Raw genomic sequence first — 19,507 nt, forward strand, 5'->3', positions numbered from 1 at the left:
CCCGCTACCACGCCCGGGTTGCCGCCCTCGCTCCGCCGGACCTGCTGTCCTGGCTGCACCGAGCTGGCCGGAGCTGACGGACGGAGAACCCGTAGTCCTCGCGCACCATGGGCTGGCGGCCCCGACCGGACGGGCGCATGTCCTTGATCGGACAGCAGATGACCTGGCTGTCGACAGGGAACGCGACATACGTTCGAGGCACAAAGGGGGCTGATCGGTGCTGATCGTCCTTTACTTCCCGCTACGACTCAGCACGCCCAGGACCGCTCGGCCGGGTCGGGAAAGGAGTCCGATGTCCAGCGCGAGAGCCAGGGGCAGAGAAGTACCTCAGCCGGTGCCGGGCGACGAGGCCACGGCCCACGCGGAGGCGGAACACACCACCTGTGCCGATACCGGTATGCCGCTGACCGCGAGGGTGCTCTTCGCCGTGGTCAGCGCCGACGGCTTCCTGATCCGAGGACTGGGCGCGGCGGCGGCCAACCGGTTGCGCACCGGGATGTATCAGGTGGTGTTCGATCAGGACGTCACCGGAGCCAGCCTGGTCGGCACCGTGGGTCTCACCGGAAGCTCCGGGCTGGCCCCGGCCGGTCAGATCGCGGTGGCCGGGCGTACCAACATTCCGAACGCCGTCTTCGTGACCACCTTCGACGGTGTCGGAACGGCCGCCGACCGTCCCTTCCACCTGGCCGTGTTCTCCTGAGACGTACTGTCCGACTGCCGTCGCACACGAGCGCGCGGCGCCGTTGACCCTGAGGTCGAAACCGCGCCGCGCTCGACCGTCTCCCACCGCCGCAGCCGTACGGCGGTACGTCAGTGGGGACCTGGCATGACCGGCCGCACCGGTCGGTCATGTCGATCCCCGATCGGACGCGGTCCAAACCCGCAGACGGTGGCCAATTCCACCATCTGCGAACCCCGGCGTGGAGCAGCCCGCGACGGGGTACTGATTGGGCATGGAGCACTTCACTATCGCAACTGTCGCCGAGAAGAGCCCGGACTTCCGGCGGGTGCTGTGGACCGGGGAGCACACCCAGTTGGTGATCATGACGATCCCACCCGGCGGTGAGATCGGTGAGGAGGTCCACGAGGACATCGACCAGATCCTCACCTTCGTCAGTGGCGCCGGTGAGGCGCAGGTGGCCGGCGAGAAGCGTGCCGTGGCGCAGGGCGACCTGGTGGTCGTCCCGGCTGGCACCCGGCACAACTTCGTGAACACCGGGCCGAACCCGCTGGTGCTGTACACCGTCTACGGTCCGCCGGAGCACGCCGACCAGGCTGTCCACCGCACCAAGGAGGAAGCAGACGCCGCAGAGGCAGCCGGCGAGGACGAGCCGCCGACCTCCTGAACCGTTTCGCCGGCCCGGCCCGGCCCGGCCGGGCCGGCGGACATCCTCGGGGGCGTGATGAGCCCCGGGATCCCGGGTACGCCGACCGCATGCGGCAGCCAGCGATCTCCGACTACGGGTACCTCTCCGACTGCCGGTCAGGTGCGCTGGTCAGCAGGGACGGCTCGATCGACTGGTGGTGCCCGAACCGGTTCGACTCGCCCTCCGTCTTCGGTCGACTTCTCGACCCGGACGCCGGGCACTGGCGTCTGGCCCCGAGGGCCGCGGGGCAACCCGGTCATCGGGTGCAGCGCTCTTACCAGCCGGACACGTTGGTGCTGCGTACCGTGCACCACACCGCTGAGGGAAGCGTCGCCGTCACCGACGCGCTCGCCGCCGAGACGGGGGCCCGCGCGCACCAGCTCGGCATGCACTCCCCTGCCGTACTGGTCCGTGTCGTCGAGGGCCTGTCCGGCCGGGTCACGATGGCGCTGGACTACCGGCCACGACCGGAGTACGGCCTGCTCGCCCCGTATCTGCGGGAACTACCCGGCGGCGCGGTGGCGGCCTCGGCCGGCCCGGTCGAGCTGGTGCTGAACTGCGCCGGGTTGCCGCTACACGCCGACCATGACCGGGTGTGGCACACCTTCACCGTCGGCAAGGGACAGGTCCTCGGCTTCGACCTGGCGTACGCCCCAGCCTACGGCGGACCACCCGCTCGGCTGGACCCGGTCCGAACGCTCGCCGACACCGTGCTGGCCTGGCAGGCGTTCCGCGAAAGTCACCGCTACGACGGGCGGTATCCCGGCGCGGTCAGGCACAGCTCCACGGTCCTCACCGGCCTCACCTACGCCCGCAGTGGTGCCGTCGCCGCCGCACCGACCACCTCGCTGCCGGAACGGATCGGCGGTGATCGCAACTACGACTACCGCTTCTGCTGGCTCCGGGACTTCGCGATGACCGTACGAGCGTTGTGGGTCGCGGCCTGCCCGACCGAGGCGTCCCGCCTGTTCGAGTGGGCGGCCCGGTCGATCGGCCGGATCGACTCGGATCCGGTGCCGGTGCTGTTCGGGCTGGAGGGGGAGCGGGACGTCTCCGAGCACCACCGCCCGCACCTGACCGGGTACGCCGCCAGCCGGCCGGTACGCGTCGGCAACGATGCCTGGCGGCAACGGCAGCTCGACGTGCCGGGCGAGGTCGTCTCGGCCGTGTGGCGGTTGCGTGACTATCTCGGCGACCAGCTCTCCGCCGAGGTGCGGGACATGGTGGTCGGCCTCACCGAGCAGGTGGCCGCTACCTGGCGGCTACCCGACCGGGGCATCTGGGAACCACGCGACCAGGAGCGGCACTACCTGTCGTCGAAGGTGCTCTGCTGGGTGGCGATGGACCGGGCGGTGCGGCTGGCCCCGCAGTTGGGGGAGCGGGCGGAGGTACGCCGCTGGGCCGCGATCCGGGACGAGATCCGGGCCACCGTCCTGCGGGACGGCTTCGACGCGCGTCGGGGTGTCTTCACCGGTGCCTTCGGGTCGACGGACCTGGACGCGTCGGCCCTGTACCTACCGGTGGTGGGATTCCTGCCGGCGACTGATCCTCGGATGTGGGCGACCATCGAGGCGGTGGAGCGGGAACTCGGCGGTGCGGACGGACTGATCCACCGTTGGGGCGATGACCCGGCCGGCTTCGTACTCTGCTCGTTCTGGCTCGTCGAGTGTCTGGTGTTGGCCGGCCACCACGAGCGCGCTGCCCGGCTGTTCGAACAGATCAGCGGGCATGCCAACGACGTCGGGTTGTTCAGCGAGCAGATCGATCCGGCCACCGGGGCGCACCTCGGTAACACACCGCAGGCGTTGTCCCACATCGGTCAGGTCAACGCCGCGTGGCGGCTCACCGACCCCACCGGTGAGTGACTGACACGTCAGAGGAAGACGGCCGTGCTCCCGATCATGGGCATGTCGAGCGTCAACGGGGGTAGAACGGTCGACATGAACCACAGTGATCACTGCACCGCAGTTCTCCCTGGGGGTGTCCAGATTCCCCTGCTCGGCTTCGGTACCTGGCAGGCCACCGGCGAGGACGGCTACCGGGCCGTGCTCGCCGCACTCGACTCCGGATACCGGCACATCGACACCGCCACCATGTACGGCAACGAAGAGCAGGTCGGCCGGGCGGTCCGGGACAGCGGGCTGCGCCGGGAAGTCATCTTCATCACCACCAAGCTCCCACCCGAGCGGGTCGGCTGGGAACGGAAGACGATCGAGGAGAGCCTGCGTACGCTCGGCGTGGACTACGTCGACCTGTGGCTGGTCCACTGGCCACCGAACGACGCTGGCGATTTGATCCCGGTCTGGCGGGAGATGCTCGCAGCCCGCGACGACAACCTGGCCCGCACCGTCGGGGTCAGCAACTTCAGCACCGCCCAGATCGACGAGTTGATCCAGGCCACCGAGGAGGCCCCGGCGGTCAACCAGATCAAGTGGGGGCCCCGGCTCTACGACCGGCAGCGGCATGCCGAGCACCGTGACCGTGGGGTGGTGCTGGAGGGCTACAGTCCGTTCAAGACCACCGACCTGTCCGACCCGGTGCTGACCCGGATCGCCGACGCCCACGATGTCTCGCCCGCCCAGGTGGTGCTGCGCTGGCACCTCGACCACGAGATCGTGGCAATCCCCAAGTCGGTGACGCCGGAACGGATCCGCGCCAACGCGGACATCTTCGGCTTCTCCCTGACCCCCGAGGAGATGCGAGACATCGACGCCCTCGGCTCCTGACCCGTCTGCGCGTAGCCGATGGTCCCCGCGGCCTGGGTCGCCATCGGTAGGCGGTACGCCACCTGCGAGTTCGTGTCACCACGGAGCAACCCCGGGTGGGGCCACCGGCGGTGACGTCGGACGGCCTGGTCCGGGGGGTGCGGTGGGCGCCGCACCCCCCGGCGGACGTTTGTCAGGAGCGGGAGCAGGTGGCGCCGTTGAGGGTGAAGGCAGTGGGGTTGGAGTACGAGCCGCTGAGCGTGCCCTGGTAGCCGAGGCTGGCGGTGCCGCCGGGCGAGATCGTGCCGTTGTGGCCGACGTTGCGGGCGGTAACCGTCTGGCCGCTCTGGCTCACCGTGGCGTTCCAGGAGTTGGTGATCCGCTGGCCGGAGGGCAGGGTGTAGGCAAGGGTCCAGCCGTTGATGGTGCTGGAACCGGTGTTGGTGATCTGCACGTCGGCGGTGAACCCGCCGTTCCACGAGTTGGCCGTGTACTTCACCGTGCACGGGCCGTTGCCCGAGGGCGGCGGCGTGGTGGGTGGCGGGCTGCTCGGCGGCGGGGTGGTCGGGTTACCGCCACCGTTCACGGCGGCCGAGAAGTTCGTCACGGCCAGACCGACGCCGCCCTGCCAGGGCTCGAAGCCGGCCTGGATGCTCGTCAGGTACCACGAGTTGGTGATCGCGCCCCGGTTACGGGTGTCGTTGATGAACGCCAGCAGGTTCAGGTTGGCGCTGCTGATGGCTGATGGTGCCAGGTACGAGATGACGTTGTTGGCGCCGTTGCTGCCCCGCCACACCTGCCAGGTGCGTCCGTCGATGGTGGCGTTGCCGACCGGGGAGCCGATGGGCTGGATCGGGCCCTGCCGGTTGAACCAGATCATGATCTCCATCTGGTTCACGCCGTCGCGCTTGGGGGACGGGTCGAGCCAGATGTCGTACGAGGCGTTGTAGGTGCCGTCACTCACGTACCGGTAGTTGATGCTGCTGGTCGCGCTGCTGATCTGGCTGACCTGGATCGGCAGGTTGGTCCCGGGGGAGCAGTTGGTGTAGTGGCAGCCGAGGAAGACCGACGGGTACGCCGTCGGAGCGCCGTTGGTCGGCCTGCTGCCGTTCTGTGTGGTGATCTCGAAGCCGTTGCTTGTGACGTCGATGCACTGCTGGGCGGTGGTGCCCCAACGGTTGTTCTGCACCACGTACCGGTTCTGGATGACCGTGGAGCCGTACTGCTCGCAGATCTGGGTGTCGGCGGAGGCGGTTCCGCCGAGGGCCACCGTGACGATCGAGCCGGCGGCGGCGAGGCCGACGGCCACGATGGCCCGCAGGGTACGTCTCATGATGCTCCTAGCGCTGCGGCGTCGCCCGGACGTCGGGGACGGGTGCGGACGGAACGGTCGGGAACGTGGCCTGACAGCTCGGGAGAGCTCCCGACAATCGTCACATTTACCTCCCCGAAACGGTCGCCGCAACCGGCTCGGGTGCTTAGTACCGTTTGCTACATGTGTCACGGACGCCACCATCGGGTAGCAGGTGGCTCCGGATGGCTGGTGACCGGCCCCGATGGGCCGCTCGGGCGGTGTCGAGGGGTGCCGGAGGTGGACCGGTTGCCTCTGGTGTGCACCGATTGCTCCGAGTAGTCTCTTGCCTTCAACGCGTGCCGAACCCCTCCGGAGGCGTACACCCCTATGCGTGGCTCCCCCCTGCGCATCCTCGTCGTCGGCGCGGGCATCGCCGGGCTTGCCGTGGCCCGGGCGCTGCGCCTGGCAGGCTTTCGGCCGGACCTCACCGACAAGGCGCCGTCACACGACCCCACCGACGCCGGCCTGTACCTTCCCGGTAACGCGGCACGCGCACTGCGCCGGCTTGACCTCGACGACCCCGTCCGGCCGTACGGGAACGTCGTCCACCGGCAGCGGTTCCTCGACTCGACAGGTACGCCGCTCTGCGAGGTCGACCTCGACGCGCTCTGGGCCGAGGTCGGGGAGTGCCGGGCCTTGGCCCGCTCCGACCTGCACCGGGTCCTGCTCAGCGGCGCCGGGGGTGCGGTCCGGCACGGCGCGGAGGTGCGCACCATAGACCTACTGCCGTCCACCGTCGGTGTCACCTTCGTCGACGGTACCCAGACCGAGTACGACCTGGTGATCGGTGCCGACGGGCCCCGCTCGTCGATCCGGGCGCTGGCCGCGCTGGGCGGTCCGCCCCGGCCGGCCGGCCAGGTGGTCTACCGCGGGATCGTCCGCGACGGCCCGACGGTCGACGAGTGGACCGCCCTGCTCGGGCGGCGGTGCGGCTTCCTCGTGGTGCCGATCGGTGCCGGCCGGCTGCACTGCTACGCCGACGAGGCTGGCACCGACCTGCCGGCCGACCCGCTGTCCCGGCTGCGTGAGCTGTTCGACGAATACGGCGGACCGGTGCCGGAGGTGCTGGACGCGCTCGACCGGGTGCACGTCACCACGACCGACGAGGTCACCCTCGGGCGTTGGCACCGGGGCCGGGTGCTGCTGGTCGGCGACGCCGCCCACGCCACCGCGCCGACCCTGTCCCAGGGGGCCGCGATGGCACTTGAGGACGCGGTGGTGCTCGCCGAGTCGCTGAGCGCGGCGGGCAGCGTCGAGGCGGCGCTCACCGCGTACGAGAGCCGGCGCCGCCCGCGTACCCGATGGGTGCAGGACCGGACCCGGGACCGCAACCGGACCCGCGACGTGCCCCCGGCGTTGCGTGACCCGTTGCTGCGCGGGCGCGGCGACCGCATCTTCGGGGAGCACTACCGGCTGCTTCTCGGCCCGCTGTGATCACCTCCGGGCGACCCCACGCGGTGCTGTCACCTGCCGGGGACTATCCTCCTTGCGGATGACGGCCCGCCGAGTCAGCGCGTGCCGAGCGGGACAACCCAGAACCGGAGGCCCCTCGTGACCACCGTCGCACCCAAGCCGGTCGTGACCCGGCCCTGGCCGGTCCGGGAGCCGGTCAAGGGGTCGGCCATCGCGCGGCTGCTGCGGACCACGGACGCGAAGCAGATCGGGATCATGTACATGGTCACCGCGTTCGTGTTCTTCATGATCGGTGGCCTGATGGCCCTGATCATGCGGGCCGAGCTGGCCCGGCCCGGGCTGCAGTTCCTCTCGCCTGAGCAGTACAACCAGCTCTTCACGATGCACGGCACGATCATGCTGCTGTTCTTCGCGACGCCCATCGTGTTCGCGTTCGGCAACTACGTCGTGCCCATCCAGATCGGTGCTCCCGACGTCTCCTTCCCGCGGCTGAACAGCTTCGCCTACTGGCTGTACCTGTTCGGCGGCACCATGGCCACCGCCGGCTTCCTCACCCCGGGTGGGGCCGCCGACTTCGGTTGGACCGCCTACACCCCGCTCAGCACCAGCGAGCATGCTCCGGGTGTCGGCGCCAACATGTGGGTGGTCGGTCTGGCCGTCTCCGGTCTGGGCACCATCCTCGGCGCGGTCAACCTGATCACCACGATCCTGACCCTACGCGCGCCCGGCATGACCATGTTCCGGATGCCGATCTTCACCTGGAACATGCTCGTCACGAGCCTCCTGGCGATCCTGGTCTTCCCGCTGCTGGCCGCCGCGCTGTTCGCGTTGGCCGCCGACCGGCTGCTGGGTGCACACGTCTACAGTCCGGAGACCGGCGGGCCGATGCTGTGGCAGCACCTGTTCTGGTTCTTCGGCCACCCTGAGGTCTACATCATCGCCCTGCCGTTCTTCGGCATCATCAGCGAGATCATTCCGGTCTTCTCCCGCAAGCCGATCTTCGGCTACAAGGGTCTGGTGGCCGCCACCATCGCCATCGCCGGCCTGTCGATGAGCGTCTGGGCGCACCACATGTTCGCCACCGGTCAGGTACTGCTGCCCTTCTTCAGCTTCCTGAGCTACCTCATCGCCGTACCGACCGGCATGAAGTTCTTCAACTGGATCGGCACCATGTGGCGGGGGCAGATCAGCTTCGAGACGCCGATGCTCTGGTCCGTCGGCTTCCTGGTCACCTTCCTGCTCGGTGGGCTGACCGGGGTGCTGCTGGCCGCCCCGCCAATCGACTTCCACCTGCACGACTCGTACTTCGTGGTGGCTCACTTCCACTACGTCCTCTTCGGGACGATCGTCTTCGCGGTCTTCGCCGGGATCTACTTCTGGTTCCCGAAGATGTTCGGCCGGATGCTCGACGAGCGGCTCGGAAAAATCCACTTCTGGCTGACCATGATCGGCTTCCACATGACCTTCCTGGTGCAGCACTGGCTGGGCAGCGAGGGCATGCCCCGGCGATACGCCGACTACCTGCCCAGCGACGGCTTCACCACGCTGAACATGATCTCCACGGTGGGCGCGTTCATCACCGGCATCTCGACGCTGCCGTTCCTTTACAACTGCTGGAAGTCGTACAAGGCCGGCCCGGTGGTCGAGGTCGACGACCCGTGGGGGCACGGGAACTCGCTCGAGTGGGCGACCACGTCGCCGCCGCCGCTGCGCAACTTCGACCGGATGCCGCGGATCCGCTCCGAGCGGCCGGCCTTCGACCACAAGTTCCCGGAACTGGCCGCCGGACAGACCCTGGCCGCTCCACCCGAGGGCGGTTCCAAGCCATTGACCAGCGAAGCCGACGGCGGTGCCAGCTACACCGAGGATGTCGCCAGCGACGTCGACCGCCGCTGACCACCGCTGCCACGCACGATGGGCGTCGACCCCTTGCCGGGGGTCGGCGCCCATCGTCTCGCCCGCAGCCGCAGCCGGCTCTGCCGTCTGCCGTTTCGCGGCCCTGACCCGCTCTGGTCCGGACACACCGCATGGGGACGGGTCAGGAGGCTGCAGAGGTGATGGCGGCAGCGGTGTTCTCGCCACTGGCTGCGGTGACGGTCACGACGTCCGCACGGCGGTGGCGCAGTTCGATCGGCAGCACCGCGAGGGCCACCAGGGCGCCGACCGCGCCGGTCACCGCGAAGCCCCACAGGGGGGCCGAGGCGTCGATGACCGCGCCGGCCAGCGGTGCACCCACCGCGATGCCGACGGTTACTGCCGAACCGTGCAGACCCATCGCCTCGCCACGGACGCCGGCCGGGGCGAGCCGGCTGACAGCGTCGGAGGTGGCCGCGATGGTCGGCGCGCAGAGCGCCCCCGCCGGAATCAACGCCAGGCAGAGCAGCCACCATCGGGAACCACCCAACCCGACGGGAACGGTGCAGAGGCTCAGCAGGCCCATCAGTGCCACCGGCGAGAACGACCGGCGGACGGCACCGTAGGCGAATCCGCCCAACAGCGACGCCACCGCCCAGACGGAGAGCACCACGCCGGTGAAACCGGCGTCACCGCTCTCCCGCAGTACCGCGATGACCGCCACGTCGGTGCCGCCCAGCACCAGCGTGGCCGCGGCGCTCACCGCGAAGACGGCCACCAACCGTGAGGTGAGCCACTGCCGCCGGGCGACCCGCGGCTGCGGCCCGGTCGACGTCTCGGTGGCGCTGCGTACCGGCGGATCGAGCAACCACAGCACCACCCCGGCGACGACGATGCCGGCGCCGACGAGGTAGAGCGTCAGGCGGGCCGAGATGGTGGTGACGCCCACCGTGGCCAGGGCGGGACCGATCATGAACGACAGCTCTACCGACATGGAGTCCAGTGCGTACGCCGGCCGGCGCTTCTCAGCCGGCACCAGCGCGGCAACGGACTGCCGGATCACCGAGAAGACCGGCAGTGCCAGCAGGCCAGCCAGGAAGGCGGCCGGCAACAGCAGGTAGTACGACAACACCGGCGCGGTCACCCAGAAGACGGCCTCCGCCACCGTGGTGAGGACCAGCACGGGCCGCAGCCCGCGACGGTCCACCAAACGGCCGAGTAGCGGACCGCCGACCGCCGCGCCGACGGTGATCGCCGCACCGACCAGACCGGCCGCACCGTAACCGCGTCCGAGGTCCTGCACGACGTAGAACGTGAGCGTGACACCGGTGGCGGTCAGCGGGACCCGCGCCAGCACCGCGACGAGCAGCAGCGACCGCAGACCGGGCAGGGCGAGCGCCTCCCGGTAAGGCTTCATGTTCACGTCGGTCGGTACCTCCGTCGACATCCTCGACCGGCGGAGGCACCGCTGCCAACGAATTAGCCGCTCATGCGGCTCTGATCACAGGGGCGCCGACCGTGGTGATCCCAGCCCCGCCGAAAGCCCGCAACGCCACGTCCGTGGAGGCCGGCGCGACCGCCGCCGTCAGGTCCAGCAGCACGGTGGTGGCGAAACCCTCCCGGGCGGCGTCCAGCGCGGTGGCCCGTACGCAGTGGTCGGTGGCGATACCGACCACGTCCACCCGCGTCACGCCGCGTCGCCGTAGCCAGTCGGCCAGACCCGCACCGTCGTCGGCCTGCCCCTCGAACCCGGAGTACGCGGCGGCGTACTCGCCCTTGTGGAAGATCGCCTCGATCCGGTCGGTCGCCAGCTCCGGGTGGAACTCCGAGCCGGGGGTGCCGACCACGCAGTGCCGGGGCCAGGTGCTCACGAAGTCCGGCGAGTCGGCGAAGTGCGTGCCCGGATCGATGTGGTAGTCCTTCGTGGCGACGACGTGCTCCCAGCGGTGCGGCTCGGTGGCGAGCATGCGGGAGATCCCGGCCGCCACACCCGCCCCGCCCGCGACCGCGAGGGAGCCGCCCTCGCAGAAGTCCTTCTGCACATCCACGATGATCAGCGCATTGCTCACCGGTTGAACTCCTCTTACTCGGCGGGGACCACGGTGACCGGGACGGCCGGATCGCCCGCGGAGAGCTTCAGACCCTCCCACGGGATCGAGATCAGGCACTGGCGCAGGTGTTCCCGTGACTCGTCCAGCGTCGGCAGGGGCACCGGCTCGCCGTCGACGACGTACGACCGTTGCAGCAGTCGGTCGTTGGGGCGGTGGTCCGGCACCCCCTGCGGTACGACGATCTCCTCAGTTGCCGTACCGGTCGGCTTGTGCCGGCGGACGGCGACCTTACGCCCGCCGATGGTGGCCTTCTGCTCGGAGCGCTTGACCACCGGGCGCCCCTCGACCTCGACCAACTTGTAGACGAGCCCAGCCGTGGGTGCGCCGGAGCCGGTCACCACCGCCGTACCCGCGCCGTACATGTCGACCGGTTCGGCTGCCAACGCCGCGATGGCGTACTCGTCGAGGTCACCCGAGACGATGATCTTCGTTTCGGTGGCACCCAGCGAGTCCAGCAGCTGCCGCGACTGCTGGGCGATCACCGCGAGGTCGCCGGAATCGATGCGGACCGCCCGTAGCTCCGGCCCGGCCACCTCGATCGCGTTCCGGATGCCCTGGCTGATGTCGTACGTGTCGACCAGCAGCGTGGTGTCCTTGCCCAGCGTGGCGACCTGTGAGGCGAATGCGGCCCGCTCGTCGTCGTGTAGCAGGGTGAAGGCGTGTGCGGCGGTGCCGGCGGTGGGAATGCCGTACCGCTGCCCCGCCGCCAGGTTGGAGGTGAACCGGAAACCGGCCAGGTAGGCAGCTCGGGCCGCCGCGACCGCCGCCCCCTCGTGGGCCCGCCGCGACCCCATCTCGATGAGCGCCCGGCCGCGGGCCGCGGTGACCATCCGCGCGGCGGCGGCGGCCACCGCGCAGTCGTGGTTGAGCACCGACAGCGCAAGCGTCTCCAGCACCACGCACTCGGCGAAGCTGCCGGAGACGGTGAGGATCGGTGAGCCGGGGAAGAAGAGCTCACCCTCGGCGTACCCGTCGATTTCGCCGGTGAACCGGTACCGGGACAGCCAGTCGGCGCCCGCTTCGTCCACCACGCCGGTACGGCGCAGAAAGTCGATCTCGGCCGGCTGGAAACGGAACTCGCGGATCAGTTCGACCAGGCGGGTGGTGCCGGCGACCACGCCGTACCGGCGGCCGGTGGGCAGCCGTCGGCTGAACACCTCGAACACGCAGCGCCGGTCAGCCGTGCCGTCCCGCAGGGCGGCGCTGACCATGGTCAGCTCGTAGTGGTCGGTCAGCAGCGCGGGACGAAGGGTGTGCACTCCATCAGAGTAGGGTTCACATTGCCGTTGTGCCGTCGTGGCCCGGGATCGTGCCGAGGGCCACCTTCAGCTCCGCCCGGCTCGTGACCCCGAGTTTGCTGTACACGCGTTGCAGGTGGTTCTCGACCGTGCGGGCGGAGAGAAACAGCTGCTCGGCGATGGCGCGGCTGGTGCCGCCGTCCGCCACGAGTCGAGCCACCTGCCACTCCCGGTCGGTGAGCGCCGGGATGGCTGCCAGTAGCGCCGGAGTGTGGACCATGTCACACCTGGCGAGCAGTGCGCCGAGCCGTTGGCGGGCGTGCCCGACCTCGGGCGAGCGGCGCTGACGCAGCAGGTGGACGGCCTCTGCCGCAGCCTCGGCGGCCAGCAGGTCGAGGCCCCGCACGGCGAAGTCGTCGGCGGCACCGATCAGCCCCTCCGGCCGGCTGTCGGCCGCCGCCCGGGCATGCCTGGCCAGCAGCGGCGGCAGCTCCCCGTCGACCTGCTCGGACAGCTCCGTCAACCGCTGCGCGACGGTACGACGGTCGCCGTCGTAACACCTCGGGCCGGTGTGCGCCCCGGCCTGCCCCAGCCGTACCAGATCGTGCAGCGCCAGGGCCTCGTGTCCGGCGAAGCCGTCGGCACGCAGCCGGTCCACCAGGGCGTGCAGTCGGCTCTTCGCCGTGGACAGGTCACCACCGGCCGCCAGCGTCGCGACCCGGGCCTGCTCCAGCCACGGATACAGCACCACCATGGTCGGCGAGTGGAGGCGGTCGGCTTCGGCCATCGCGTCGGCGGCCTGCCTGGCGTCGCCGCGCAGCGCGGCGGCCTGAGCGCGCTCCGACTGCGCCAGCCCCGCGTACACCCGGCTGGTCGCCAGGACCGCGCAGGCACTGAGCGCGGCCTGCAGTGCGGCGTCGCTGCGTCCGCGCAGCCGCGCCGCGTACGCTCGCAGGATCGCCAGGTAGCCGGTGCCGAGCCGGAAGTCACCCGCGTCGGCGAGGTCGGCGAATTCGTCCGCGACCAACGTGTCGATGCCGGCGAGGTCACCGGAGAGCGCCAGCCGGGTGCCTCGCGCCAGCTCCACCGCCAGTTGCAGGTACGGCATGTCGGCCCGCCAACTGGCCACCTTCGCCTGGACCAGGTCTACGGCGGTCGCGCTGCGGCACAGCTGCCCCTGCACGGCCTGCAGATGCGCGATCGTGCATCGGGCCAGCTCGCGGGCGGCGGCACTGGCCGCCGGCCGATCAAGCACACCCTGTGCGAGCCGTAGCGCGGTCGGTGCGTCCAACCGGTGCAGCCGCATGATCGCCTCGAAGGCGCGGACCCGGGCCTGGGCTGCGGCGTCGGTCAGCTTCGTGCCACTGGCGGCGATTTCCTCCACAGTGGACTCTCGGCTCAGCCCCCAGTAGCTGACCATGCCGCGTACCGTCAGCCAGCGACTGAGACGTTCCTCCTGACCAGCGTCGGTGGCGACGGCGTCGAGCACACCGAGCGCCTCGGCCGGCCGGTCGGCGAACATCAGGATGGTCGCCAGTAGTTCAGCCGCGTCGAATCCTCCACCGGCGTCGAGCGCCGCGCGGGCCAGCCGGGTCGCCAGTGGTACGTCGTAGCGGGCGAACGCCTCGCCCGCCGCAGCTATCAGCATCGCCGGATTCTGCGCGGTGCCGGAGGCCAGCCGCCACCTCGCCACCCGCAGCAGGTCCTCCCGCCGCCGCTTGCCGACCTTCTCCAGCAGGTCCGCCAGGTGTGCCTGCAACCGGCGGGTCCGGCTCACCGGGCACTGCCGGCGTACCACCTCGCCGTAGAGCGGGTGGGCCAGCCGCACGTCGAGGCGCCGGTCGGACTCGACCATGGTGATCAGGCCCCGTTCCTCGGCGTACTCCACGTCGTGCTGTTCCACGGCCTGGTGCAGCAGCCGCAGGCCGAGCGGCTCGCCGAACGCGACAAGTTCGACCACCGTCCGTACCCCGGGGGTGAGCTGGCCGATCCGAATGTCGATCAGCTCGGTCAGGCTGGGCGCCAGTTCCAGCCTCCCCGTCCAGGTCCAGACGCCGTACCTTTCGACGAGTTCGCCGCTGTTGGTGGCCGCGTGCACGAGTTCGCGCAGCAGCAGCGGGTTGCCGGCGCTGAGCCGACCCAGGCGGTCGGTGGAGCTGCTGTCCACCTGGCCACCGACGACGGCGGTGAGCATCGCCGCCGTCTCGTCCGGCGTCATCGGCCCCAGCACGGCCCGCTCGACCAGGCCATCGGTCCACAGTGACCTGATCGGTAGCGGGATCTGCTCGCCGTCGCGGAGGGTGCCGACCACGGAGGCGTTCTCGGCGCGGGCCACCAGGTGTACCAGCGCGGCCGATGGCGGATCGAGCAGGTGTGCGTCATCGACCGCGAGGACGATCCGTCGGCCTGCGGCCTGCTGTTGCAGCACGTCGACGGCCCAGCGCAGGATGCCGGCCGGGGACAGGCCAGGTGGTTGCTCCGCAAGCACCTGGACCAGCCCGCCGAAGGCCATCGCCGAGGTGGTGGCGCTGGCCGCGATCCGCCAGACCGCGTACGTTTCGCCGGGCAACGCGTCGACACCCTCGTGTAGTAGTCGGCTCTTGCCGATGCCGGCGCTGCCGGTGAAGAGGATTCCCCGTCCACGGTCGCCGGCCACCGCCATCCGGAAACGGTCGAGTTGCTCAGCCCGGCCCACGAAGCTCCACCGACTCATCCGCGCAGCATATCGACGGAGCTGCGAGCCGTACGCCAGCGCGCGGGGCCAACTTGAGTAGTTCTGGAGTTACCGGTGAGTATCGCACTTGGCCCGTTCCTGCCGCTCGCGCCCTTACTCTTCCGGAATCCGAGTTTCGACACCGGATGCCCACTGCGGCCGGATCACCGGCCGCCCTGCCTCGGAGGCCGTCGCCTGATGAAGCCGGGCCCGCTCCATCATCTCGGTACGCCCGACGATGCTGAGGGGCCGCCTCGTCGCCGGCCCTTTCCGCAGCGGCCGGGTGCGTCCGGCACCGAAGCCCGGGAGCCGGTCGCGGTGGTCGCCGCCGGTCCCGCCGACGCCGGGCGTACCGGCGCTCTGGCCGCGCTCCTGGAGGTGGACTCCGGGCTGCTCACCGTCCCTAGTGGCGGGTGGCTGGTGGTACGTCACAGCGCCGAACCCACCCGAGCCGCCTACGTACCCGGGTACCGAACGCCCCACTCGTACCGGCCCGACCTGTCGACCGCCGGCCCGGCCCTGTCCAGGCCGCCACGCCGGGTCGAGCTGAGTCTTCCCCGGCCGTTGCTGCGACGTTTCGTGCTGGTCGACACGCCGGACCTCGCCACCTCGGGTGCCGGCGGTCGAGAGGTCCTGCTCGACGCGGTGGGGCGGGCCGGGGCACTGCTGTTCGTGATCGCGGCGGATCAGTCGTTCGGCGCCGCCGAGCTGGAGCTGCTGTCCGACCTCGCCGGGACACCGGTCCGGGTCTTCTTCGCGGTCACGCCGGGCATCGGCGACTGGACGGCCAGCGAGGGCACTGGGGCGGGGGAGGCCGGCGGCTGTGCGGTCGATGCGCTGACCGTCGAGGCACACCGGGCGGCGTTGCTCGCCGCCGTACCCGGGCTGGCCGATGCCCGCTGGTTCCCGTTGGCCACCGACGGCGAGGCCGATCTCCGGCGGACACTCGTCGGCTGGGCCAGCGCGGAGGAACTGCGACGGGGCAGTCTGGAGCCACCCGAGCTGCCCGGTGAGCGTGGCCGGGTGCCGGTGCTCACCGAGCCGGGCGTCTGGTCGGAACAATTCGACCGGCAGGCCCGCACCGCCGCTCAGCGGATCCGCCAGCACCTCGCCCTGGAACTGGCGAACCTGCACCTGCGGCTGGTGCAGGAAATCGTTTTCGGCGCCGGCTGCGCCGGACTGCCCGAACTTCTCGACCGGGAGTTGGCGGCGCTGTCCCTGCTGGCCACCGCGAAGTGCGACCACCATGCCGGCGAACTCGTCGAGGACAACGCCGGTCGGCTGTTCGGTTCGCCGTTGCCCACGGGGGTTCGCCGGCGAATCGAGAAGGCGGTCCGCTGGGGCCTGGTCGACGATCCCGTCGGGCAGGACCTCGATCGGGCGTTCCTCGTCACAAGTACGGCAGGCGTGGCGTCGCTCACCGGCCCGGCAGCTGTCGACATGCTGTCCGCCTATCCGACTCCACCCCGTACGGCGGTGCTCCCGCCGGTGGCCGTGGCGCTGTCGGGGGGCTGCTGGCAGCACTGGCGTTCACCTGGCAACAACGACCCCGACGCGGCCCGGGCCTGGGTGCAACGGGCGTTGCGGGAAGTCGAGCTGGAACTGTCGCGGGAGGTTGCCCGTCGTTTCGAGGCGGTCCGGCTCTCACTCGGCACGGTGCTGTCCGATGCTGCTGAACACGGCCTCCTGCTCGCCTGACCGGGCTGCCCGTCACCCTGCCGGCGGTGCCGGTGGGGTACCCGCGTACGCCCGGGTCGGTACCGGCCGGGGTGCGGGTGCGGGCACTGGTGGTGATCCGGGCCGGTCCGGCGTTCCGGTTCCTCGATTCTCCGGATCCGGTGGCACGATGGGGGGCATGGCGGCTCCGCAGGTTGCACCGGTCGAGACCCCGGACACCGATGAGGTGCCGGCAGCTGAACGACCGTGGGTGACGATCGTGTGGGACGACCCGGTCAACCTGATGACCTACGTGACCTGGGTGTTCCAGAAGCTTTTCGGTTACAGCCGGGAGAGGGCCGAGCAGCTCATGCTGGACGTGCATCACAAGGGCAAGGCGGTGGTCTCCAGCGGGGCCCGGGAACGGATGGAGCATGACGCCTCCCAGCTGCATGCGTACGGTCTCTGGGCGACTGTGGACCGGTCGTGAGCATGTTTCGTCGCCGGGGTGACCGGTACACCGCCAGCTTCGCGGTGGACGAGGTGCGGGTGCTCCGGAAGGTCGCCTCCGAGGTGGTCGGCCTGCTCACCGATGGTTTCGACCATTCCGACCCGGTTGTCTGCCGGCTCTTCCCGGAGGTCTACCCGGAAGACGTGACGGGCACTGCCGAGTTCCGCCGATACACCGAGGGCGACCTGAAGACCGCGAAGATCGACCAGGCGGGCGCGATCCTGGCCGCGCTGCCCGGCGACGGCGGAGGGGAGGTACGCCTGGACGCCGAGGCGGCCGAGGCGTGGCTGCGGGCACTCAACGACGCCCGGCTGGCGATGGGTGTACGGCTGGAGATCAAGGACGGGACGGACCTGGGCGCGGAACTCGACGACGCGGTCGCCGACGATCCGAGTTCCAGCCGGGTGTTCCAACTGTCGGTCTACGCGTATCTGGGTTATCTCCAGGAGTCCCTGCTCAACGCCTTGATCGACTGACTGTGACCGGCGCCGCCTCGCGGTTGGCCACGGTCGGGCGCTACCCTTGGCGGCGTGCTGAGCATTGACCGGTCGATCGTCGACGCGATCGTCGCCCACGCCCGCCGGGACCACCCCGACGAGGCATGCGGTGTGGTCGCCGGCCCCGTCGGCAGTGACACGCCGACCCGGCACATCCCCATGGAGAACGCCGCTCGGTCGATGACCTTCTACGAGTTCGACTCGATGGAACACCTACGGGTGTGGCGCGAGATGGACGACCGCGACGAGGAGCCGGTGGTCATCTACCATTCGCACACCGCAACCGAGGCGTACCCGTCCCGGACGGATGTCTCCTTCGCCGGTGAGCCTGGTGCCCACTATCTGCTCGTTTCCACGCGTGAGTCCGACACGGAGGAGATCCGCTCCTTCCGCATCGTGGACGGCGTGGTGACCGAAGAGCCGGTGCGGATCCTCGACGCCGGGGTGGATCCGCACGCCGTGCAGTCATACATGTTCGGGCAGAGCCCGGCGACGGTCGACTACGAGTGTTCGGGCCGCTGACCACCCTCAGCCCCCGCCCGCTCTTCCCGTCACCGAGCATCCAACCGATCGAGGAGTACGACATCATGGCCATCGAGGTTCGCATCCCCACCATCCTGCGCAGCTACACCGGCGGCACAAAGGTCGTCGAGGGCAGTGGCGACACGCTCGACGACCTGCTCACCGACCTGGATTCCCGGCACTCCGGGCTGCGCGGCCGGCTGGTCACCGAGGCTGGCGCACTGCACCGCTTCGTGAACGTCTACGTCAACGACGAGGACGTGCGGTTCCTCGGCGCACTCGATGCCAAGCTCAACGACGGCGACAGCGTGACCATCCTGCCCGCGGTGGCCGGTGGTGCGCCCGGTGTGTCGGCCACGGGCCACCACGTCGCGGCCGCACCGGCCGAGGTCCGGGCGCCGCGCGTCACCGCGAGCTGAGGCGGCCGCGATGGCGCGGTACGACAGCCTGCTGGACGCCTGCGGTGGCACACCGCTGGTGGGGCTTCCCCGGTTGTCGCCCACGGTGCCCGAGGGGGCACCGCCGGTGCGGCTGTGGGCGAAGCTCGAGGACCGGAACCCGACCGGCAGCATCAAGGATCGGGCTGCCCTGTTCATGGTCCGGGCCGCGGAGGCGGCCGGCCGCCTTCGGCCCGGCGACACCATCTTGGAGCCGACCAGCGGCAACACCGGCATTTCGCTGGCCATGGTGGCCAAGCTGCGGGGGTACCGCCTGGTCTGTGTGATGCCCGAGAACGTCTCCACCGAGCGGGTGCAGCTGCTGCGGATGTACGGCGCGGAGATCATCTTTTCGCCGGCGGCCGGCGGCTCCAACCAGGCGGTGGCCACGGCCAAGCAGATCGCCACCGAGCATCCCGACTGGGTGATGCTCTTCCAGTACGGCAACGAGGCGAACGCCCGCGCGCACTACGAGACGACCGGGCCTGAGCTACTGCACGACCTGCCGACCATCACGCACTTCGTGGCTGGGCTCGGCACCACCGGCACCCTGATGGGGACCGGACGCTACCTGCGCGAGAAGGTCGAGGGCATCCAGATCATCGCCGCCGAGCCGCGCTACGGCGAGCTGGTCTACGGGCTCCGGAACATCGACGAGGGATATGTTCCCGAGTTGTACGACGCGACGGTGCTGACCCGCCGGTTCTCCGTCGGTACCCGGGACGCGGTGTTACGTACCCGGCAGCTGGTGGAGGTGGAAGGACTGTTCGTCGGTTTCTCCACCGGTGCAGTCCTGCACGCGGCGTTGGCGGTGGCGCACGAGGCGGCCCGCGACGGTCGCCGTGCCGACGTGGCGTTCGTGGTCAGTGACGGCGGCTGGAAGTATCTCAGCACCGGGGCGTACGGCGGGACGCTCGCCGACGCGGAGGAGGCGCTCGACGGTCAGCTCTGGGCCTGACCTGCAGCGAATCGACATGTGACGAGGGCCACCGGCGCAGTGCCGGTGGTCCTCGTCGCGTCGGGTTCGCGTAGCCGGCCACTGCGGTGACGGGTGGTCCATCGGACGGGCGGAACCGGTGTCACGTTGATGACAACTTCCGGCAGATCATTCTTGCCCCCGTGTGCGCGG

The 19,507-nt window shown here is 70.2% G+C and carries 17 protein-coding genes; 12 read left to right on the plus strand and 5 right to left on the minus strand.

Going from position 1 to position 19,507, the window contains the following annotated elements:
- Positions 1-292 precede the first annotated feature (292 nt).
- The 4 genes from HCA58_RS17105 (at position 293) to HCA58_RS17120 (ending at position 4,093) form a co-directional block, all read left to right on the plus strand.
- On the plus strand, positions 293-700 hold the full coding sequence (locus HCA58_RS17105; protein WP_169598845.1) for a hypothetical protein: 408 nt from the start codon (positions 293-295) through the stop codon (positions 698-700).
- A gap of 253 nt (positions 701-953) precedes the next feature.
- A complete protein-coding gene (locus HCA58_RS17110; RefSeq protein WP_169598846.1) occupies positions 954-1,346 on the plus strand; it encodes a cupin domain-containing protein in 393 nt (130 codons plus the stop codon).
- A gap of 89 nt (positions 1,347-1,435) precedes the next feature.
- Entirely contained in the window at positions 1,436-3,232 is a 1,797-nt protein-coding gene (locus tag HCA58_RS17115) for a glycoside hydrolase family 15 protein (RefSeq protein WP_169598847.1), read from the plus strand.
- A 75-nt stretch (positions 3,233-3,307) separates the two neighbouring features.
- Positions 3,308-4,093: an aldo/keto reductase gene (locus HCA58_RS17120; protein ID WP_169598848.1), complete on the plus strand. Its 786-nt coding sequence runs from the start codon at positions 3,308-3,310 to the stop codon at positions 4,091-4,093.
- Between the two features lie 172 nt (positions 4,094-4,265).
- Here HCA58_RS17120 and HCA58_RS17125 read toward each other — a convergent pair whose 3' ends face one another.
- Positions 4,266-5,405, minus strand: coding sequence for a cellulose binding domain-containing protein (locus tag HCA58_RS17125; protein WP_169598849.1), 1,140 nt, complete (start codon positions 5,403-5,405; stop codon positions 4,266-4,268).
- Between the two features lie 348 nt (positions 5,406-5,753).
- On the opposite strand from HCA58_RS17125, the gene HCA58_RS17130 reads away from it, so the two are divergent.
- Positions 5,754-6,860 carry an FAD-dependent monooxygenase gene (locus tag HCA58_RS17130; RefSeq protein ID WP_169598850.1) on the plus strand — a complete coding sequence of 369 codons (1,107 nt, stop codon included), beginning with the start codon at positions 5,754-5,756 and terminating at the stop codon, positions 6,858-6,860.
- Between the two features lie 117 nt (positions 6,861-6,977).
- The gene (ctaD, locus tag HCA58_RS17135) at positions 6,978-8,735 is read left to right on the plus strand and encodes a cytochrome c oxidase subunit I (protein WP_169598851.1); all 1,758 of its coding nucleotides are present in this window, start codon (positions 6,978-6,980) and stop codon (positions 8,733-8,735) included.
- 142 nt (positions 8,736-8,877) lie between these two features.
- Here ctaD and HCA58_RS17140 read toward each other — a convergent pair whose 3' ends face one another.
- The 4 genes from HCA58_RS17140 to HCA58_RS17155 are packed head-to-tail and all read right to left on the minus strand — an operon-like array spanning position 8,878 to position 14,755.
- Positions 8,878-10,140, minus strand: a complete 1,263-nt coding sequence (locus HCA58_RS17140; RefSeq protein WP_169598852.1) for an MFS transporter — start codon at positions 10,138-10,140, stop codon at positions 8,878-8,880.
- A gap of 40 nt (positions 10,141-10,180) precedes the next feature.
- The gene (locus tag HCA58_RS17145; protein ID WP_169598853.1) at positions 10,181-10,762 is read right to left on the minus strand and encodes an isochorismatase family protein; all 582 of its coding nucleotides are present in this window, start codon (positions 10,760-10,762) and stop codon (positions 10,181-10,183) included.
- Positions 10,763-10,776: 14 nt separating this feature from the next.
- Complete coding sequence (locus HCA58_RS17150; RefSeq protein ID WP_169598854.1) at positions 10,777-12,063, minus strand: nicotinate phosphoribosyltransferase; 1,287 nt, start codon at positions 12,061-12,063, stop codon at positions 10,777-10,779.
- A gap of 16 nt (positions 12,064-12,079) precedes the next feature.
- The gene (locus HCA58_RS17155) at positions 12,080-14,755 is read right to left on the minus strand and encodes a LuxR family transcriptional regulator (protein WP_169598855.1); all 2,676 of its coding nucleotides are present in this window, start codon (positions 14,753-14,755) and stop codon (positions 12,080-12,082) included.
- Positions 14,756-14,953: 198 nt separating this feature from the next.
- Here HCA58_RS17155 and HCA58_RS17160 point away from each other — a divergent pair, with 198 nt between their 5' ends.
- From HCA58_RS17160 to HCA58_RS17185, 6 genes are all read left to right on the plus strand, one after another.
- Positions 14,954-16,453, plus strand: coding sequence for a hypothetical protein (locus HCA58_RS17160; protein WP_169598856.1), 1,500 nt, complete (start codon positions 14,954-14,956; stop codon positions 16,451-16,453).
- A 157-nt stretch (positions 16,454-16,610) separates the two neighbouring features.
- On the plus strand, positions 16,611-16,901 hold the full coding sequence (gene clpS, locus HCA58_RS17165) for an ATP-dependent Clp protease adapter ClpS (RefSeq protein ID WP_169598911.1): 291 nt from the start codon (positions 16,611-16,613) through the stop codon (positions 16,899-16,901).
- A 2-nt stretch (positions 16,902-16,903) separates the two neighbouring features.
- The gene (locus tag HCA58_RS17170) at positions 16,904-17,398 is read left to right on the plus strand and encodes a DUF2017 domain-containing protein (protein WP_205808909.1); all 495 of its coding nucleotides are present in this window, start codon (positions 16,904-16,906) and stop codon (positions 17,396-17,398) included.
- Between the two features lie 54 nt (positions 17,399-17,452).
- On the plus strand, positions 17,453-17,941 hold the full coding sequence (locus tag HCA58_RS17175; RefSeq protein ID WP_169598858.1) for a M67 family metallopeptidase: 489 nt from the start codon (positions 17,453-17,455) through the stop codon (positions 17,939-17,941).
- A 65-nt stretch (positions 17,942-18,006) separates the two neighbouring features.
- Complete coding sequence (locus HCA58_RS17180; RefSeq protein ID WP_240956400.1) at positions 18,007-18,360, plus strand: MoaD family protein; 354 nt, start codon at positions 18,007-18,009, stop codon at positions 18,358-18,360.
- 10 nt (positions 18,361-18,370) lie between these two features.
- Positions 18,371-19,336 (plus strand): pyridoxal-phosphate dependent enzyme, encoded by a 966-nt coding sequence (locus HCA58_RS17185; protein WP_169598859.1) that lies wholly within the window; start codon positions 18,371-18,373, stop codon positions 19,334-19,336.
- Positions 19,337-19,507 lie beyond the last annotated feature (171 nt).

This window comes from Micromonospora sp. HNM0581 (genome assembly GCF_012726175.1).
Lineage (GTDB): Bacteria > Actinomycetota > Actinomycetes > Mycobacteriales > Micromonosporaceae > Micromonospora.

What these genes read in the sequence shown, in the direction of transcription:
- HCA58_RS17130 (WP_169598850.1), top strand. Translation starts at nt 5,754, where the DNA reads ATGCGTGGCTCCCCCCTGCGCATCCTCGTCGTCGGCGCGGGCATCGCC.
- HCA58_RS17115 (WP_169598847.1), top strand. Translation starts at nt 1,436, where the DNA reads ATGCGGCAGCCAGCGATCTCCGACTACGGGTACCTCTCCGACTGCCGG.
- HCA58_RS17155 (WP_169598855.1), bottom strand. Translation starts at nt 14,755, where the DNA reads ATGAGTCGGTGGAGCTTCGTGGGCCGGGCTGAGCAACTCGACCGTTTC.
- HCA58_RS17160 (WP_169598856.1), top strand. Translation starts at nt 14,954, where the DNA reads ATGAAGCCGGGCCCGCTCCATCATCTCGGTACGCCCGACGATGCTGAG.
- HCA58_RS17140 (WP_169598852.1), bottom strand. Translation starts at nt 10,140, where the DNA reads ATGTCGACGGAGGTACCGACCGACGTGAACATGAAGCCTTACCGGGAG.
- HCA58_RS17185 (WP_169598859.1), top strand. Translation starts at nt 18,371, where the DNA reads ATGGCGCGGTACGACAGCCTGCTGGACGCCTGCGGTGGCACACCGCTG.
- clpS (WP_169598911.1), top strand. Translation starts at nt 16,611, where the DNA reads ATGGCGGCTCCGCAGGTTGCACCGGTCGAGACCCCGGACACCGATGAG.
- HCA58_RS17170 (WP_205808909.1), top strand. Translation starts at nt 16,904, where the DNA reads ATGTTTCGTCGCCGGGGTGACCGGTACACCGCCAGCTTCGCGGTGGAC.
- HCA58_RS17125 (WP_169598849.1), bottom strand. Translation starts at nt 5,405, where the DNA reads ATGAGACGTACCCTGCGGGCCATCGTGGCCGTCGGCCTCGCCGCCGCC.
- HCA58_RS17120 (WP_169598848.1), top strand. Translation starts at nt 3,308, where the DNA reads ATGAACCACAGTGATCACTGCACCGCAGTTCTCCCTGGGGGTGTCCAG.
- HCA58_RS17180 (WP_240956400.1), top strand. Translation starts at nt 18,007, where the DNA reads ATGGCCATCGAGGTTCGCATCCCCACCATCCTGCGCAGCTACACCGGC.
- HCA58_RS17110 (WP_169598846.1), top strand. Translation starts at nt 954, where the DNA reads ATGGAGCACTTCACTATCGCAACTGTCGCCGAGAAGAGCCCGGACTTC.
- HCA58_RS17105 (WP_169598845.1), top strand. Translation starts at nt 293, where the DNA reads ATGTCCAGCGCGAGAGCCAGGGGCAGAGAAGTACCTCAGCCGGTGCCG.